We start from the raw sequence: 17,262 nt of genomic DNA on the forward strand, positions 1-17,262 counted from the left end.
CGATCCAATGATGGGAGAGCGCATGAGCACCGTGTGCATCAGCGGCGTCGGCATGGTGCCGTTCGCCAAACCGGGCAAGAGCGAGACCTACGAGCGGATGGCGGCGGGCGCCGTCGCGGCCGCGCTGGCCGATGCCGGGGTGAGCTACACCGACGTCCAGCAGGCGTACGCCGGTTACGTGTACGGCGATTCGACGTCCGGGCAGAACGCGCTCTACGACGTCGGGCTGACCGGCATTCCGATCGTGAACGTGAACAACAACTGCTCCACCGGCTCCTCGGCGCTGTGGCTGGCCAGGCAGGCGGTCGCTTCCGGCGCCGCGGACTGCGTGCTGGCGCTCGGCTTCGAGCAGATGCGGCCGGGCGCGCTGGTGAACGCCTTCGACGACCGGCCGAGCCCGACCGCGCGCGGCGAGCAGATCGCGCAGGCCCGTCCGGGCGGGGAGGTGCCCGCGCCCATGGCCGCGAAGCTGTTCGGCGGCGCGGGCGTCACCTACATGGAGCGCTACGACGTCGGCCCCGAGGTGTTCGGGCGGGTGTCGGTGAAGGCGCGCGCGCACGCCGGGCGCAATCCGCTGGCGGTGTTCCGCGACCCGATCGACCTGGAGCAGGTGATGTCCGCCCCGCGGATCTGGGGCCCGCTCACCCGGCTCATGTGCTGCCCGCCCACCAACGGCGCGGCCGCGGCCATCGTGTGCAGCGAGCGCTTCGCGAAGGCGCGCGGGCTGGACGCGAGCATCCGGCTGCGGGCGCAGTCGCTGGTCACCGACGGTGCGGGCACCTTCGAGGGCACCGACATGATGACCGTGGTCGGCTACGACATGACCAAGCGCGCCGCCGCCGAGGTCTACGCCGAGGCCGGGGTCGACCCGCTCGACATCCCGGTGGTGGAGCTGCACGACTGCTTCAGCACCAACGAGCTCATTACCTACGAGGCGCTCGGGCTCACCCCCGAGGGCACGGCGGAGAAGTTCGTGCTCGACGGCGACAACACCTACGGCGGCCGGGTGGTGACCAACCCCTCCGGCGGGCTGCTCTCCAAGGGGCACCCGCTCGGCGCGACCGGGCTGGCGCAGTGCGCCGAGCTGGTCTGGCAGCTGCGCGGCAGCGCCGGTGACCGGCAGGTCGACGGCGCGCGAATCGCGTTGCAGCACAACCTCGGCCTCGGCGGGGCCTGCGTCGTCTCGCTCTACGAGAAGGTGACGGCATGAGCGAGTCAGGCCCGGAGGCGGGAGCGGAGCGTAGCCACGGAGGGCCCTCGCTCGTGCCGGGTCGACACGGCATGAGCCTCGATCAGGGGATTCTCGATGTGGTTCCGGAGCCGCTGGAGCTGACCGTGGAGCGCGGCAGGCTGCGCCAGTTCGCCGACGCCATCGGCGAGACCGACCCCGTCTACCGGGAACGCGACGCCGCCCGCGCGGCCGGGCACCCGGACGTACTTGCCCCGCCCACATTCCTGTTCGGCCTGGAGCTGGAGAACTCCGACGTCTTCGGCGATCTCGCCAGGCACGGCGTCGAGCTCGGCCGGGTGCTGCACGGCGAGCAGACCTTCCGGTACCGCGCCGCCGTGCACGCCGGTGACGTGCTGCGCTTCACCAGCCGCTACATCGCCGCCTATTCGAAGGCGGGCGGCGCGCTGGACTTCCTGGTCCGGCGCACCGAGGTGACCAGGGACGGCGACCCGGTCGCCGAGCTCGAGAGCGTCACCGTCATCCGGAACGGAGGGAACCCCGCATGACCACCGTGCCACCGCTGAAAGTGGAGCCGATCACCCGGACCACGCTGGCGCTCTTCGCCGGCGCCTCCGGCGACCACAACCCCATCCACATCGATATCGACGCCGCCCGTGCGTCCGGCGTGGACGACGTCTTCGCGCACGGCATGCTCTCCATGGCCTACCTGGGCCGCGCGCTCACCGACGCGTTCCCGCAGAGCCGGCTGGTGGAGCTCGCCACCCGCTTCACCGCGATCACCCCGGTGCTCGCCGAGCCGGTGATCACCGCCGAGCCGGACGGGGTGCAGACCGACGCCGACGGGCGGCAGCTCACCCGGCTGGCGCTCACCGCCACGCTCGCCGACGGCACCGTCACCCTGCGCGGGCACGCGCTCATCGCGGGGGACGCGTGACCGGCGACCGCGCCGTCGTGATCGGCGGCGCCTCCGGGATCGGGGCGGCCATCGTGCGCGCGCTCGTCGCGGACGGCGCGCCGGTGACCGTCGCCGACCGCAATATCGCCGACGCGCAGACGCTCGCCACCGAACTCGGGGCCGATGCCGCGGCGGTGGACGTCACCGACGAGGAGTCGGTCGCCGCGCTCTTCGCCACCGTCCCCGGCCCGGTCGATTTCGTCGTGAACACCGCGGGCATCAGCGTCCTCGGGCTGCTCACCGAACTCCCCGCGCACAAGTGGCGCCGCGTGCTCGACGTCTGCCTGACCGGCGCGTTCCTCACCGTCAAGCACGCCGCGCCCCGCCTCGCCGACGGCGGCTCCATCGCCGTGCTCTCCTCGCTGAACGCCCGCCAGCCCGGCATCGGCATGGGCGCCTACTGCTCGGCCAAGGCCGGGCTCGGCATGCTCGTCCAGGTCGCCGCGCTCGAACTCGCCCCGCGCGGCATCCGCGTGAACGCCATCGCCCCCGGCTTGGTGCACACCCCCCTCACCGCCGCCTCGCTCCAGTTCCCCGGCCTCGAGGCCGACTACCTCGCCAACACCCCGCTCGGCCGCACCGGCACCCCGGAGGAGATCGCCGACGCCGCGCTCTACCTGCGCCGCGCCGCGTGGCTCACCGGCGAAACCCTCGACCTCAACGGCGGAGCGCACCTCATGCGCTACCCCGACGTCCACCGCGCGCTCTCGAAGGAACCGACATGAGCTCATTCACCGGGCAGGTCGCCCTGATCACCGGCGCCGCCCGCGGCCAGGGCCGCAACCACGCGCTCCGCCTCGCCGAACAGGGCGCCGACATCATCGCCATCGACATCTGCCAGCCCATCGACACCGTCGTCTACCCCACCGCCGACCCCGGCGACCTCGCCGAGACCGTCCGCCTCGTCGAAGCCACCGGCCGCCGAATCCTCGCCACCGATACCGACATTCGCGATCTCGCCGCGCTCCGACAGGCCGCCGACGCCGGCGTGGCCGAGCTCGGCAGGCTCGACATTGTGATCGTCAACGCAGGCATCTCCAGCATGGCGCCCACGCTGGAGATGTCGGACGAGATGTGGACGACCATGATCGACATCAACCTCACCGGGCAGTGGCGCACGGTCCGCGCCGCGGTGCCGCACATCGTCGCCGGTGGGCGCGGCGGGTCGGTGGTGCTGGTGAGTTCGCTCGCCGCGCAGGCGACCAACGAGAACATGGCGCACTACAGCGCCGCCAAGAGCGGGCTGGTCGGGCTCATGCGGGTGCTCGCCAAGGAGCTGGCGCCGCAGAGCATCCGGGTGAACACCGTGCACCCGACCACGGTCGCCACCGACATGATCCTCAACGACGCTACCTACCGATTGTTCCGCCCGGATCTGGCGGCACCGACCCGGGCCGACTTCGAGGAGGCGGCGCGGACGTTGAACAAGCTGCCGGTGGCGGCCCTGGAGTCGGAAGACATCACCAATGCCGTGCTCTATCTCGTCGGCGAGTCGGGGCGGTACGTCACCGGAACCCAGCACATCGTGGATGCGGGCGGGCGGCTCTGACCGCGCCGCAACCGATCCCGTCCGCGAGATCAGCGCCGCTGCGAAAGTGCGGCCTTCAGAATGCGATATCGAGCTGCGGCGACTCCGAAATTCAGCTCTGGACAACGGTTTCGGCTCGTGCTCTGATCGATGAATGACGGACGCCATTCCACCCGAGCGACACCCCGTCCAGCCCCCGCCACCGCCTGCCCGCCGCTCCAATCGGCGGGCAGTGGTGGCGCTGGTCTGCGGTGGCTTGGCGTTCTTGCTCGCGGGGAACAACGCCGTGACCCCGTTGCCGATCGATCCCTCCCTCAGCTATGCGCTGAGCTTCTACTTCACACCGCTGCCGTTGATCGGCATCGCGATCGCGGCGGGCTACTCCGGAAGTATTCGCGCGCGGAGCGCCGGACGCGGGCAGGTACCCGCTGTCATCGGCCTCTCCCTCGGCCTGGTCGCGCTCGGCTTCGTCGCACTGAGCATGATCACTGTGATCGAAATCTTCGCCTGACGGTCGGCACGGATGTCCTCGTGTACCTGCACGGCGTCGTCGGCGTGGCACACTGCTGGTCGTGCAACAGCCCGGCGGCATGAACAAGGTCGTGATACTCGGGCGCGGCGGGGCGGGCAAATCCACCCTCGCCGCACGTCTCGGCGCTGCCACCGGTCTGCCGGTCGTCGAACTCGACAAACACTTCTGGCCCGCCGACCTCACCCCGATCCCCAAAGACCGATGGGCGGCCGTCCAGCGACAACTCATCGCCGCCGACCGCTGGATACTCGACGGCGATCTCGGCCCCTACGACGTCCTCTCGGTGCGGCTGGCCGCCGCCGACACCGTCGTCGTCCTGGACTTCCCCCTCCTGCGCTGCGCCTGGCGCGCCGTTCGCCGCTCCCGCGAGAACCTCGCGTTCTGGCGCTGGCTGCTCGGCTACCGCAGGCGAAGCCTTCCGGTCGTCCTGGCCGCCATCGCCGATCACGCCGGGACAGCCGAGGTCCACCGGCTACGCAACCCGCGCGAGGTCGACGAATTCCTGTCCCGAGCGGGCACGAAAGACCGCGGGACACCACCGCGCGGATGACCGGCCGCCTGAGCGACCGGCCATCCCTGCAAATCACGCGGGCACGTGATGCGTCCCGAACACCCGCTCGTGGTAGGTCAGCGGCGCGGCGGAGGCGGTGTCGACCGCGTACACCTCCCCCACCACCAACACGTGATCCGCGGCGACGACCGTCTGCGCCACCCGGCAGGCGAACCACCCGGGCGCCCCGTCCAGGCGCGGCACCCGATCCGCCCCCGACCACGCAACCCCGGCGAACTTCTCCGCCCCCTTGCGGGCGAACCTCCCGGCCAGCTCCGACTGCCCGTGCCCGAGGATATTCACCCCGAACTCGCCGCTCACCGTGATCACCGCCAGCAGATCCGACCCGCGGTCCAGGCTGACGAGCAGGGAGGGCGGGCTCGCGGAGAGCGAGGCGAAGGCGCTGACCGTGGTCCCGTGCGGGCGGTCCCCGTCCATCGCCGTCACCACCGCCACGGGCGTGCACACCGCCGCCATCGCGTCCTTGAACGCACCGGCCAGGTCGGCCGACATCAGACGGCGGCCGGCACGCGGACCGGAATCCCGAGCCTGCTCAACTCCGGGATCACCTTCTCGGCGAAGAGCCGCATGCTGGCCTCGGCCTTGCCGTGATCCAGCCCGCCGCAGGAGAAGCCGCAGTTCTGGTCGTAGTCGCCGAACGCCTCGTACCGCTCGGCGATCCGCTGCACCAGCTGCTCGGGGGTGCCGCTGAGCTGCGCTGCCCAGTACCCCTCGGCCGCCGCCTCCTTGCCCGCGGCGACGATGCCGTCGGCCATGGCGGCGTAGTTCTGGTACCCGCTGATGTTGTCGAAGTGCCCCGACTTGTCCAGCCCGTAGTGCGCGGTGGTCAGCGCGAAGTGGGTGTAGATGGCCTGCTTGGAGGTGGCCTCGCACTCGACCGGGTCCTCCGAGCAGTACACCGAGTCCGACAGCACCACGCGCGGCGGCTCGCCGTCGTGGTGCTTGCGGTACTCCTCGCGGTAGGCGGCGAAGTCGGCGGCGTGCACCTCGATCGGGAACTGGGCGAAGGAGGCGATGGCGGTGCCGCGCTGGGCGGCGGTGGCCCGCGACTCCGGCGACATGGCGATGCTCACCACGTCGCGGTTGGCGATGGCCTTGACCGGCCCGGGGCGGATCGGCGCCGCCTTCTGGGTGTAGAACTCGCCGCTGTGCTCCATGGTGCCGGACTTCAGGGCGGCCAGGATCATGTCCAGGCTCTCCTCCATGCGGCCGCGGGCCTCGCCCATGTCGATGCCGAAGGTGTCGTACTCGATCTTCGACAGCCCGCGCCCGACGCCGAGCTGCACCCGGCCCCCGGAGAGGTTGTCCAGCAGCGCGACCTTCTCCGCGACCCGCAGCGGGTCGTTCCACGGCAGGATCGCGCCGCCGGTGGTGAGCGTGATCCGCTCGGTCTTGGCGGCCAGGTAGGAGAGCACCGCGAAGTTGTCGGGGCACATGGAGTACGGGCCGTCGAAGTGGTGCTCGACGCACCAGATCCCCTCGAACCCGAGCGGCTCGGCCAGCTCCGCGAGCGCCATCTCGCGGCGGTAGAACTCGGCATCGCTCAGCTCGGGCGACTTGCCGGTGAAGAACATCTGGTAGGTGACCTTCATGGGGGGTGACTCCTTAAAGAAACGGGATTTCAGGCCTGGATGTGCTTCTTGACGAAGGCGCCCGCCTCGTGGAGCGCCTGCGCGCCCTCGGGGAGGATCGAGGCGAACAGCGTCCAGACGTGGCACATGTCGTCGTAGACGGAGAGCTCGGCGGAGCCGCCTGCGGCGTTCACCTTCTCGGTGAGCCGGCGCGAGTCGTCGAGCAGGACTTCGGCCGAGCCGACCAGCGCCAGGACCGGCGGCAGGTCGTGGTGCTCGGCGAAGAGCGGGGAGGCGAGCGGGGTGCGCTCGTCCGCGCCCTGCAGGTAGGCGGCGCCGAGATCGGTGATCGAGGCGTCGGAGACCGCGATATCGGTCGCCGCGTTGGTTTGGATGCTCGCCCCGCTCCGGGAGAAGTCGAGCAGCGGGGAGATGAGCACCGCGGCCGCGGGCAGCGGGGCGCCGCGCTCGCGCAGCGAGACCAGGGTGGCGACGGCGAGGCCACCGCCCGCGGAGTCGCCGCCGATAGCCACCGCCTCGTACTGCTCGAGGACGGCGGTCGCCACCAGCACCGCGTCGTCCACGGCGGCGGGGTATTTGTGCTCGGGGGCCCGCCGGTAGTCCGGCAGGATCACGGTGACCCCGGCGGCACGGGAGAGCCCGTGCGCCATCTCGGCGAACGCCTTCGCGCTGCCGAGTACATAGCCGCCGCCGTGAAACCAGACCAGCACCCGGTCGGTGGCCGCGCCCGCGGCGGTCACGGTCACGGTCGGCACCCCGGCGATCTCGCCCTCGGCGACCGTCGCGCTCGCCGGCACCGGGAACTGCAGCAGCAGAGCGTCGTAGCTCGCCCGCAGCTCCTCGATCGAGGCATCGGTCGCGTCGGGGAACCCGTCGACATACATCTTCTCCACCCGGGCCAGCGGGTCGGTACGCGCCATCGGACTTCCTCTCGGATCTCTTTCGGTAACGGCACCCCCGCGCTCTGCCGTGTGACGACGGTAACATAGTCACGATTAACATTTGAAGGGCTTTCTCGGAGTTTCTCGCTGACTAGCGCGCTCAAGCGCATCGTTGACATCCGATATAGCCAAAGTTAGCGTTAACTCAATCGTGCGCGGGCGCGCACCTCCCTCCGATTCCGGGACGACCATGCGACGTGACCTCTTCGACGACGACCACGAGGCCTTCCGTGCCTCCTTCCGCGCCTTCCTCGCGGCCGAGTTCGTGCCGCACCTCGCCGAGTGGGCGGCGGCGGGCATCGTGCCGCGCGAGAAATTCGCCCGCGCGGGCGAACTCGGCTTCACCGGTATGCAGAGCCCGGAGAAGTACGGCGGCGGCGGGGCCGACGACTTCCGCTTCAACGTGGTGATCGCCGAGGAGATCGCGGCCGCGCACCTGGGCGGCGCGGGCACCGGGCTCGGCGCGCACAACGACCTGGTGCTCCCCTACCTGGAGACGCTCACCGACGACGAGCAGAAACTCCGCTGGCTGCCCGGCGCCGCCACCGGGCAGCTGATCGCCGCGGTGGCGATGACCGAGCCGGGCACCGGGTCCGACCTCTCCGGGATCGCCACCACCGCGGTGCGCGACACCGGCAACGGGGTGCCGGGCTACCGGGTGAACGGGCGAAAGACGTTCATCTCCAACGGGATCAATGCCGACCTGGTGGTCACCGTCGTCCGCACCGGCGGCGGCAGGCACGACGGCCTCTCGCTGCTGGTCGTCGAGCGCGACATGCCCGGCTTCGAGCGCGGCCGCAATCTGGAGAAGCTCGGCCAGCACGCCCAGGACACCGCCGAACTCGTCTTCGACGACGTCTTCGTGCCCGAGACGAACCGGCTCGGCGCCGAGGGGGCCGGGTTCGAGCTGCTGCAGCGGAACCTGCCGCAGGAGCGGCTCGCGATCGCGGTGCACGCCACCGCCTGCACCCGCGCGGTGCTCGAGCTGACCCTGCGCTACGTGCGCGAACGCACCGCCTTCGGCACTCCGATCGGCAGGTTCCAGGCCACCCGCTTCGCGCTCGCCGAGCTCGCCACCGAACTCGACCTCGCCCAGTGCTTCGTCGACACCTGCGTGCGGGCGCACAACGCGGGCGAACTCACCGCCGTGGACGCGGCCAAGGCCAAGTGGTGGTGCACCGAACTGCAGGGCCGCGCGGCCGACCGCTGCGTCCAGCTGCACGGCGGCTACGGCTACATGGCCGAGGAGCCGGTCGCGCGGGCCTACGCCGATGCCAGGGTCACCCGGATCTACGGCGGGACCACCGAAATCATGAAAGAGATCGTCGGCCGCGGCCTCGGGCTGTGAGCCGGGAGAAGGAGCGCGCCATGCGCATCGGGACAGTACTGGAGTTCGGGCGGCCGATGGCCGAGGTCGCCGAGGAGGTGGCCGCCTGGGAGCGGGCGGGGCTGGCCTCGGTCACCGTCGGCGAGGCCTACACCTTCGACGCGGTCACCCAGCTCGCCTACCTCGCGGCCCGGACCGAGACGATCGAGATCGCCACCGGCGTGCTGCCGCTGGACACCCGCACCCCGACCCTGATCGCCATGACCGCGGCCGGGCTGGACTACGTGGCGGCGGGGCGGGCCCGGCTCGGGCTCGGCTCCTCCGGGCCGCAGGTGGTGGAGGGGTTCCACGGGCTGCCCTTCGACGGGGTGCTCGGCAAGACCAGGGAGACCATCGACATCTGCCGGGCGGTGTGGCGCCGGGAGACGCTGCGGCACCAGGGCAGGCACTACCGCATCCCACTGGACCCCGAGCGCGGCACCGGGCTCGGCAAACCGCTCAAGCTCATCAATCATCCGGCGCGCGCCGGAATTCCGATCTCGGTCGCGGCGCTCGGCCCGCGCATGGTCGAGCTCACCGCCGAACTGGCCGAGGGCTGGGAGCCGATCTTCTTCCATCCCGAGCGCGCCGAGCGGGTCTGGGGTGCGGCGCTGGCCGCGGGCAGGGCGAAGCGCGCGGAGACGCTGCCGCCGCTGGAGATCATCGCCCGCGCGCCGCTCGCGCTCACCGACGGCGATCCGGCACCGCTGCTGAACGCCGCCAAGCCGCAGCTGGCGCTCTACATCGGCGGGATGGGCTCGCGCGAGCAGAACTTCTACAACCGGCTCGTCGCCGCCTACGGCTTCGCGGGCGAAGCCGCCGAGGTGCAGGAGCACTTCCTCGCCGGGCGCACGAGGGAGGCGGTTGCGGCGGTGCCGGACGAACTGGTCCGGGCCACCACCCTCATCGGCGACCCCGCGCACCTGCGCGCACGGTTGCAAGCGCTGCGCGCGGCCGGGGTGTCCCTGGTGAACGTCACCCCGATGGCCACCGACCCCATCGAACGCCTCGACGCCGTCCGCACGGTCGTCGCCATCGGCAAGGAGATCTCGTGAGCAGCCTGCTCGACCCCGTCCCCGCCGTCGACCCCGGCGAGCTGCGCCGCGCGCTCGAATCGGCGAACGTCCCCTGCCTGCTCGGCGTGTTGTTCCAGCTCACCGGGGACCGGCGCTGGCTCGCCGAGCCGTACCGGGTGGCCCGCACCGTCGGCTTCGAGGACCTGGACGACGGCGGGCTGCCCGCCGAGCGCGCCGCCGAGGTGCGGGCGGCCGCGGCCGACGCGGTGACCGCGTGGTCGGCGGGCACGCCTGCCGCGCATCCGGAGCCGGGCCCGGCCGAGCTGGTCGAGCTGATGAGCGCGGTCATGGGCGAGCCGATCCCCGAGACGTACGCGCCGCTCGCGGCCGAGCAGCTGGGGTTCACTCCGTTCGTGCCGGAGGACGTCTCGTCCCGGCTGCCGACCGGGTTCTCGGTGGTGGTGGTCGGCGCCGGGTTCTCCGGGCTGGCCGCCGCGGTGCACCTCAAGCGGGCGGGCATCCCGTTCCGGGTGCTGGAGCGCAACGACCGGCCCGGCGGCACCTGGTTCGAGAACTGCTACCCCGGCGCGCGCGTGGACATCCCGAGCAATCTGTACTCGTACTCGTTCTTCCCGCGGGACTGGAGCGAGAACTTCGCCGGGCGGGACGAGATCGTCGGCTACATCGAGGACCTGATCGACCACTTCGAGCTGGCGCCGCACCTGGAGTGCGGGGTCGCCGTCGAGCACGCCGAGTGGGACGCCGCCGCGAACGAGTGGGTCGTCACCACCGCTGGCGAGACCATTCGCTGCACCGCGCTCATCACCGCCGCCGGGCTGCACAGCACCCCGAACATCCCCGACTTCCCCGGCCTCGCCGACTTCACCGGCGAGGTGGTGCACTCCGCGCGCTGGCCGGAGGGCACCGAGGTCGCGGGCAAGCGGGTCGCGGTGGTCGGGGCGGGGGCCAGCGCCATGCAGCTGGTGTGCGCGGTCGCCGACGAGGCCGAGCGGCTGGTGGTGCTGCAGCGCGAACCGCACTGGATCGCGCCGAACGAGCACTACTTCCTGCCGCAGCCGCAGACGCGGCACCAGCTCTTCCGGCAGGTGCCGTTCTACCGGGCCTGGTTCCGGTTCCGGCTGTACTGGCTCTACACCGAGCGCACCTACGCCGCGCTGCGCGTCGACCCGAGCGCGGCGGCAAAGGGCAAGCAGGTCAGCTCGCTCAACGACGCCTTCCGCGGCTTCTTCACCCGCTACCTGGAGACCCAGCTCGGCGACCGGGCCGATCTCGTCGCCAAGGCCACGCCGGGGCACCCGCCCTTCGGCAAGCGGCTGCTGCTGGACAACGGCTGGTTCGCCACGCTGCGCCGCCCGCACGTCAGCCTGGTCACCGATGGCATCGACCACCTGACCGAGCGGGCTCTGGTCACCCCGTCCGGCGAGACCCACGAGATCGACACCCTCGTGCTCTGCACCGGCTTCCAGCAGCAGCGCTTCCTGCACCCGCTGCGGCTGCGCGGGCGCGACGGGCTCGAGCTGCGCGAATCCTGGGGCGACGACGACGGCCGCGCCTACCTGGGCATCACCGCACCGCATTTCCCGAACCTGTTCTTCCTCTACGGCCCGAACACCAACCCGCCCGGCGGCAGCTACCTGGTGACCGCCGAGGCCCAGGTGCGCTACGTGGTCGAGCTGCTCACCCGCATGGTGCGCGACGACATCGCGGCCGTCGAGGTGCGGCCGGAGGTCTACGAGCGGTACAACGCCGAGCTCGACGCCGCCAACGCCGCCATGGTCTACGCGCAGGACGGCGTGCGGAACTACTACCGCAACAGCTCCGGCCGCGTCGTCACCAACTCCCCCTGGGCCGTCCCCGACTACTTCGCCCGCACCAGCGCCCCCGACCTCACCGATTTCCACCTCACCGAAGGACACCGCCATGGCTAGACTCACCGGCCGCACCGCCATCGTCACCGGCGCCACCCTCGTCGACCCCGGCGGGCTCAATATCGGCGGTGCCACCGCCGCCGCCTTCGCCGCCGAGGGCGCGCGGGTGGTGCTCGCGGATACGAACATCGACGGCGCGCAGGCGCTCGCGAAGCAGCTCGAGGCCGAGCACGGGCCCGGCGTCGCGCTCGCCGTGCAGACCGATCTGCGCTCCGAGGAGCAGATCGCCGCCCTGATCGAGACCACCGTCTCCACCTTCGGCGGGCTGCACCTGCTGATGAACGTCGCCGGCGTCTTCCCCGGCGGCGACGGCGAGGTCGCGACCATGCCGATCGAGGTGTGGGACGACGTCATGGCGGTGAACCTGCGCAGCGCCCTGCTCACCACGAAACACGCCCTCCCGCATCTGCGTTCGGGCGGTGGATCGATCGTCAACACCGCCTCCACGCACGCCTTCGCCGGCGACACCAGCCTCACCGGCTACGGCTGCACCAAGGCCGCGCTGCTCGCGCTCACCGCCTACACCGCCACCCAGTACGGCCCGGAAGGGGTGCGCTGCAACGCCATCTGCCCCGGCACCACCCGCACGCCCCCGGCGCAGAACCTGCCACCCGCCATCACCGACATCTACCGGCGGCACACCCCGTCGCCCGATCTGAACGGCCCGGCCGAGCTGGCGGAGGTGTACCTGTTCCTCGCCTCGGACGCGTCGCGCGGGATCAACGGGGAGACGATCCGGGTGGACGGCGGGCTGCTGGCGCACCAGCCGTTCGTCCCCGACATGCGGACGCTCTTCGCCACCACCGCGGGCACGCAGGACTGACGCCCCACCCGCCCGCCATCGATTGGCGAAGGCCACGCGCCCGACGGATGCGTGGCCTTCGCCGTGTGCGACTACTGCGGCTGCGGCCAGTACCGATCCCGCAGCGTCCGCTTGTACAGCTTCCCGGTCGGCAGCCGCGGCATCTCCTCGATGAAGTCGAAGGAGCGCGGGCACTTGAACCGGGCCAGGTGCTCGCGGCAGAACACCCGGAGCCGCTCGGCCAGCTCCGGCGTCGCCCCGTCCGGGTCGAACGGCTGGATCACCGCCTGCACCGCCTCGCCGAAATCCTCGTCGGGGACGCCGAACACGGCGGCGTCCATGACCTCGGGGTGCGTGACGAGCAGGTTCTCGATCTCCTGCGGATAGATGTTCACCCCGCCGGAGATGATGACGAACGCCTGCCGGTCGGTGAGGAACAGGTACCCGTCCTCGTCCAGGTAGCCGATGTCGCCGATCGTGGACATGGTGCCGCTCGGGTCGCGGGCCCCGGCGGTCTTGCCCGGGTCGTTGAGGTACTCGAACGAGCTGTTGCCGCCCCGGAACCAGATGTCGCCGGGGGTGCCGGGCGGCTGCGGCTCGCCGCTCTCGTCCAGGATGACGATCTCGCCGAAGAAGGCGCGGCCGACGGTGCCGGGGTGCGCCAGCCACTCCTCCGGCGTGCAGCCGCAGGTGCCGTTGGCCTCGGTGCCGCCGTAGTATTCGTAGATCACCGGCCCCCACCAGTCGAACATGTCCTGCTTGACCTGGCGCGGGCACGGCGCGGCGCCGTGCACCGCCACCTCGAGCGTCGAGTGGTCGTACCGGTCGCGGAGTTCGGCGGGCAGCTTCAGCAGCCGGGAGAACATGGTCGGCACCACCATCGTGTGCGTCACCCGGAACTCCTCCAGCAGCGCGAGGAACGCCTCCGGATCGAACCGCTCCATGACGATATGCGTTGCGCCGAGCCGCAATCCGATCGAGATCGTCGACTGCGGGCCCGAGTGGTAGAGCGGCGCCGGGGAGAGGAACACCATCCCCTCGCGCATGTGGAACAGCCGCTTGCCCATCTCCTCGATGCCGAGCTGGGTGTCCGGCGCGACATCGGGCAGCTGCCGCTTGACCGCCTTGGGCCGCCCGGTGGTGCCGGAGGAGTAGAACATCGGCGTCCCGAGCCGCTCGCGCTCGACCGGCGTCACCGGGTAGCCCGCGAGCACCGTCGCGAAGTCGAGGAACGGCGGCTCGGCGCCGTCCACCATGAGCCAGTGCTCGACGTCTGGGCACAACCCGGGGAGCCTGCGCGCCACCTCGGCTTTCGCGGTACTGCTGATCACGACCTTCGCGCCGCAGTCGCGGACGATGTAGGCCGCCTCCTCGGCGGCGAGGAACGAGTTGACCGGCGTGTAGTACAGGCCGGTGCGCTCGGCGGCGGCCATGGTGACGATCAGCTCGAGGTGGTTCTCGGTGAAGATCGCGATCGGGTCGGTGCGGCGCAGGCCGATGGCGCGGAAGTGGTGGGCGAGCCGGTTGGCCCGCTCGTCCAGTTGCCGGTAGGTGAGCGTCTCGCGAGTACCGGCCATGATGATCGCGGGTCGGTCGGGGTGCTCGGAGACGAGTCGGCCGGGGTACATGTCGAGGCTCCTCGCTAGCTGTGATCCAGGTCTCCCGAGTGAATGTAAACTTTGATGCCCGCTTGAGTCAATAGCGTCATTTGCAGCACCGATACCGCTTACTGTTAATATCCACTCCGACACATGAGGGGGCTGGATGACACGGCGCAGTGCACAGATCATGCGGGCGGCCGCGGTGCTGTTCCGCGACGCCGGGTACCGGAACGTGAGCATCGACGAGATCGGCGCCGCCGTCGGGCTCACCGGGCCCGCGGTGTATCGGCACTTCGCGGGTAAGCACGACATCCTGGTGCGCACGCTCATCGGGCAGGTCGAACTCGTCGAGGACATGGCCTGCCGCGCCGCCGACGGCCCCGGCACGCCCGAGCGGCGCATGGCCGGTCTCCTCGCCGACCTCGAGCAGCACTCCGTGCACCGCGACGAGGCGATGCTGTGGCGACGCGAGCGCAGGCACCTGCGCCCGGCCGAGCGCGAGCAGTTCCGTGCAGCGTTCGGGAAGGTGCTCGGCCACACCCGATCCGCGCTCGCGGCCGCCCGGCCCGAGCTCGGCGAAAGCGAGCTGGAGCTACTCTCGGTGGCCCTGCTCTCGCTCTTCGGCAACACCCCCGAGATGCGCCTCGGGCTGGACGACGCCCGGCTGGCCGCGGTGCAGGGCGCGCTCGCCCGCGCGATCGTCGGGTGCGCGCCGCCCGGCGGCACCGGGGTCGCGAAACCCTCTCCGGCCGAACGCACTCCGGCCGGGCGCCGGGAGCGGATCATCGCCGCCGCCGCCGAGCTGTTCGACCGCCGCGGCTTCCACGATGTGCGCGTGGACGACATCGCCCGCGCGGCCGGCATGTCCGGGGCAACGCTCTACCAGCAGTTCCCGAACAAGACGCTGATCCTGCTCGCCATCCTCGAGCGCGGGGCCGAGGGGCTGCTCTACGTGACCGCCGAGGCGCTCGCGCGGGCGGACGACGTCCTCGACACCCTGGTCGGCACCTACGTCGACCAGGCGCTCGGACTGCACGGCCGCACCATGCGCATCCTCGCCACCGATGCCATCTACCTGCCCGAGCAGACCCAGCGGGACCTGCGCGCCGCGCAGCGCGAGTACGTCGCCGAGTGGACCGCCGCGGTCCGCGCCCGCCACCCGGACCACCCGGCGACCGAGGCCCGCGCGGTCGCGCTCGCGGTGATCGGCGTGGTCACCGACCTCTCGCAGACCGGCCGCGTCCGCGCCCACCCGGACATCGACACCGAGCTGCGGGTCCTCGCGCACGCCATGCTGACTCCGGCCGCCGCGGAATGCGAAACTGGAGCGATGACCGAGCCGACCGGACGACGCTGATGGCCCGCCCCGCCGACACCGCCCCGGCGCCGGCGCGCCGCGGTCGCCGCGCCGACCAGATCGCGGCAGCCGCCGGTGAGCTCTTCCGCACGCTCGGCTACCAGAACGTCGGCATCGACCAGATCGGCGCCGCGGTCGGGCTCACCGGGCCCGCGGTCTACCGGCACTTCAAGGGCAAGAACGCCATCCTGGTCGCCGCGCTGATGCGGCAGGTGGCCATGGTCGACGAACTCGCCATCCGCGCCGACACCGCGGGCGGCACCCCGCGCCAGCGCTTCGACCTGCTGCTCGACGGCCTCGGCGACCTCACCGCGCACCACGACGAGGCCACCCTGTGGCGCCGCGAGCAGCGCCACCTGGAACCGGCGCAGCGCGCGGTCTTCGAGGAGAACTTCGTCCAGGTGACCGCGCGGATCGCGGACGGCATCCACGGCGTCCGCCCCGAACTGCCCGCCGCCGACGCGGAGCTGCTCGGCTTCGCCGTCCTCACCATGTACTCCAACACCAGCGGCATCCGCGGCACCCTCACCCCGGAGCGGCTGCGCGAACTGCAGTCCGCCGTCGCCCGCGCCATCGCCGCCTGCGAACTGCCCGCCGCCACCGAGCCGCCGCCGCCCGCCGCCGCACCCCGGCTCCCGGCGGGGCGCCGCGAGCGAATTCTCGCCGCCGCCACCGAGCTCTTCGACGAGCGCGGCTTCTACGACGTCCGCATCGACGACATCGCCGCGGGCGCGGAGATGTCGGTGAGCACGCTCTACCAGTACGCGAACAGCAAAACCGAGGTGCTGCGGGCGATCCTGCACCGCGGCGCCGAAGGGCTGCTCTACGTCACCGCGGAGACGCTGGCCGCGGTCACCGACCCCGCCGAGGTACTCGACGCGCTGATCGCCGGGTACATCCGGCAAACGCTCGGCATGCACGGCCGGATCATGCGCATCCTCGCCGCCGACCTGCTCTACCTGCCCGAGCAGGAGCAGACGGCGCTGCGCGAGACCCAGCGCGAGTACGTCGCCGAGTGGGTGCAGGCGATCCTCGCCCGCAACGAGGGGCTCGCCACCGACGATGCGCGGGCGCTCGCGCTGGCGGCGATCGGGGTGCTCACCGATATCTCGCAACACCCGCGGTTGCGCGCGCGTCCCGGGGTCGCCACCAAGCTGGCGGCCATCGCGCGGGCGGCGGTGCTCACCCGTATCGGGTGATATCCGGGCGATCGCTCGACACGCCACATGCCGCGTAGTTCGCTGGGAGCAACTTCCCCGGAAGGAGCCTCCGTGCCGCGATCCCCCGCCCGCCGGTGAGCAGGCCCGCGCTGCTGCACCGCCCGCTGTTCGCCGGCGGGCTGCCGCTCGACCGGCACCGGGCGGCCGCGCGGGTCAGCGCCTACGTCTACGGCAATGTGCTGATCCTGGCCGCGCTGATCCCGATCCCGGTCAGCCCGAAACACGTGGGCATCCTGATCGTGGTCGGCGCGGCGCTCTCGACCTTCGTCGCGCACGCCTTCGCGGAGAGCATCGGGCAGAGCATCCGGGAGAACCGCTCGCTGACCTCGGTCGACCGCAGGGGCGAGCTGCGCGACTCGCTCCCCATCCTGACTGCGGCTCTGCTGCCCTGCGCGATCCTGGCCTGCGCCTGGCTGGGCTGGCTCGAGCCGCGCACCGCGCAGCTGCTGGCCGAGGGCACCGTGCTGGTCCGGATCGGCGGCACCGCCTTCGTCGTCCGGCGGTTGCAGGGGCGGAAGCCACACCGGTCCACGTTGATCCAGGCGCTGCTCGTCACCGCCGCGGCGACGGCGGTGGTCGTGGTGAAGGTGATTCTCACCCACTAGTCACCCGCGATGGGTGAGGCGCGACGCGCACCGGG

The 17,262-nt window shown here is 71.5% G+C and carries 18 protein-coding genes; 14 read left to right on the forward strand and 4 right to left on the reverse strand.

Annotation, left to right across the window (positions count from 1 at the left end; genetic code table 11):
• Positions 1–22 precede the first annotated feature (22 nt).
• The 7 genes from LTT61_RS03715 (at position 23) to LTT61_RS03745 (ending at position 4,757) form a co-directional block, all read left to right on the forward strand.
• A complete protein-coding gene (locus LTT61_RS03715; protein ID WP_233018515.1) occupies positions 23–1,210 on the forward strand; it encodes a lipid-transfer protein in 1,188 nt (395 codons plus the stop codon).
• A 71-nt stretch (positions 1,211–1,281) separates the two neighbouring features.
• Positions 1,282–1,737, forward strand: coding sequence for a MaoC family dehydratase N-terminal domain-containing protein (locus LTT61_RS03720; protein ID WP_233018516.1), 456 nt, complete (start codon positions 1,282–1,284; stop codon positions 1,735–1,737).
• Entirely contained in the window at positions 1,734–2,126 is a 393-nt protein-coding gene (locus LTT61_RS03725; protein WP_233018517.1) for a MaoC/PaaZ C-terminal domain-containing protein, read from the forward strand. The genes LTT61_RS03720 and LTT61_RS03725 overlap by 4 nt, the downstream gene beginning before the upstream one ends.
• A complete protein-coding gene (locus tag LTT61_RS03730) occupies positions 2,123–2,872 on the forward strand; it encodes an SDR family NAD(P)-dependent oxidoreductase (protein ID WP_233018518.1) in 750 nt (249 codons plus the stop codon). Before LTT61_RS03725 ends, LTT61_RS03730 begins: the two co-directional genes overlap by 4 nt.
• Positions 2,869–3,696 carry a mycofactocin-coupled SDR family oxidoreductase gene (locus tag LTT61_RS03735; protein WP_233018519.1) on the forward strand — a complete coding sequence of 276 codons (828 nt, stop codon included), beginning with the start codon at positions 2,869–2,871 and terminating at the stop codon, positions 3,694–3,696. The genes LTT61_RS03730 and LTT61_RS03735 overlap by 4 nt, the downstream gene beginning before the upstream one ends.
• A 133-nt stretch (positions 3,697–3,829) precedes the next feature.
• Entirely contained in the window at positions 3,830–4,186 is a 357-nt protein-coding gene (locus LTT61_RS03740) for a hypothetical protein (RefSeq protein WP_233018520.1), read from the forward strand.
• A gap of 61 nt (positions 4,187–4,247) precedes the next feature.
• Positions 4,248–4,757 (forward strand): adenylate kinase, encoded by a 510-nt coding sequence (locus LTT61_RS03745; protein ID WP_233018521.1) that lies wholly within the window; start codon positions 4,248–4,250, stop codon positions 4,755–4,757.
• Between the two features lie 33 nt (positions 4,758–4,790).
• Here the strand turns inward: LTT61_RS03745 and LTT61_RS03750 are convergent, their stop codons facing one another.
• Genes LTT61_RS03750 through LTT61_RS03760 form a run of 3 tightly spaced genes read right to left on the reverse strand, consistent with a single transcriptional unit; the run spans position 4,791 to position 7,290 of the window.
• On the reverse strand, positions 4,791–5,270 hold the full coding sequence (locus tag LTT61_RS03750) for a flavin reductase family protein (protein ID WP_233018522.1): 480 nt from the start codon (positions 5,268–5,270) through the stop codon (positions 4,791–4,793).
• A complete protein-coding gene (locus LTT61_RS03755) occupies positions 5,270–6,370 on the reverse strand; it encodes an LLM class flavin-dependent oxidoreductase (RefSeq protein WP_233018523.1) in 1,101 nt (366 codons plus the stop codon). Before LTT61_RS03755 ends, LTT61_RS03750 begins: the two co-directional genes overlap by 1 nt.
• A 29-nt stretch (positions 6,371–6,399) precedes the next feature.
• Positions 6,400–7,290, reverse strand: coding sequence for an alpha/beta hydrolase (locus LTT61_RS03760; RefSeq protein WP_233018524.1), 891 nt, complete (start codon positions 7,288–7,290; stop codon positions 6,400–6,402).
• Positions 7,291–7,501: 211 nt separating this feature from the next.
• On the opposite strand from LTT61_RS03760, the gene LTT61_RS03765 reads away from it, so the two are divergent.
• Genes LTT61_RS03765 through LTT61_RS03780 form a run of 4 tightly spaced genes read left to right on the forward strand, consistent with a single transcriptional unit; the run spans position 7,502 to position 12,465 of the window.
• Positions 7,502–8,659, forward strand: a complete 1,158-nt coding sequence (locus LTT61_RS03765) for an acyl-CoA dehydrogenase family protein (RefSeq protein ID WP_233018525.1) — start codon at positions 7,502–7,504, stop codon at positions 8,657–8,659.
• A gap of 20 nt (positions 8,660–8,679) precedes the next feature.
• Positions 8,680–9,732, forward strand: a complete 1,053-nt coding sequence (locus LTT61_RS03770; protein WP_233018526.1) for an LLM class F420-dependent oxidoreductase — start codon at positions 8,680–8,682, stop codon at positions 9,730–9,732.
• Positions 9,729–11,642: a flavin-containing monooxygenase gene (locus tag LTT61_RS03775; RefSeq protein ID WP_233018527.1), complete on the forward strand. Its 1,914-nt coding sequence runs from the start codon at positions 9,729–9,731 to the stop codon at positions 11,640–11,642. The genes LTT61_RS03770 and LTT61_RS03775 overlap by 4 nt, the downstream gene beginning before the upstream one ends.
• The gene (locus LTT61_RS03780) at positions 11,635–12,465 is read left to right on the forward strand and encodes an SDR family NAD(P)-dependent oxidoreductase (RefSeq protein WP_233018528.1); all 831 of its coding nucleotides are present in this window, start codon (positions 11,635–11,637) and stop codon (positions 12,463–12,465) included. Before LTT61_RS03775 ends, LTT61_RS03780 begins: the two co-directional genes overlap by 8 nt.
• 71 nt (positions 12,466–12,536) lie before the next feature.
• On the opposite strand, the gene LTT61_RS03785 is transcribed toward LTT61_RS03780, so the two are convergent.
• Positions 12,537–14,072, reverse strand: a complete 1,536-nt coding sequence (locus LTT61_RS03785) for an AMP-binding protein (protein WP_233018529.1) — start codon at positions 14,070–14,072, stop codon at positions 12,537–12,539.
• 136 nt (positions 14,073–14,208) lie between these two features.
• On the opposite strand from LTT61_RS03785, the gene LTT61_RS03790 reads away from it, so the two are divergent.
• The 3 genes from LTT61_RS03790 (at position 14,209) to LTT61_RS03800 (ending at position 17,227) form a co-directional block, all read left to right on the forward strand.
• Entirely contained in the window at positions 14,209–15,402 is a 1,194-nt protein-coding gene (locus LTT61_RS03790) for a TetR/AcrR family transcriptional regulator (RefSeq protein WP_233018530.1), read from the forward strand.
• Complete coding sequence (locus LTT61_RS03795; RefSeq protein ID WP_233018531.1) at positions 15,402–16,601, forward strand: TetR/AcrR family transcriptional regulator; 1,200 nt, start codon at positions 15,402–15,404, stop codon at positions 16,599–16,601. Before LTT61_RS03790 ends, LTT61_RS03795 begins: the two co-directional genes overlap by 1 nt.
• 95 nt (positions 16,602–16,696) lie before the next feature.
• A complete protein-coding gene (locus tag LTT61_RS03800; protein ID WP_233018532.1) occupies positions 16,697–17,227 on the forward strand; it encodes a hypothetical protein in 531 nt (176 codons plus the stop codon).
• Positions 17,228–17,262 lie beyond the last annotated feature (35 nt).

Source organism: Nocardia asteroides (genome assembly GCF_021183625.1).
Taxonomy (GTDB): Bacteria; Actinomycetota; Actinomycetes; order Mycobacteriales; family Mycobacteriaceae; genus Nocardia; species Nocardia asteroides_A.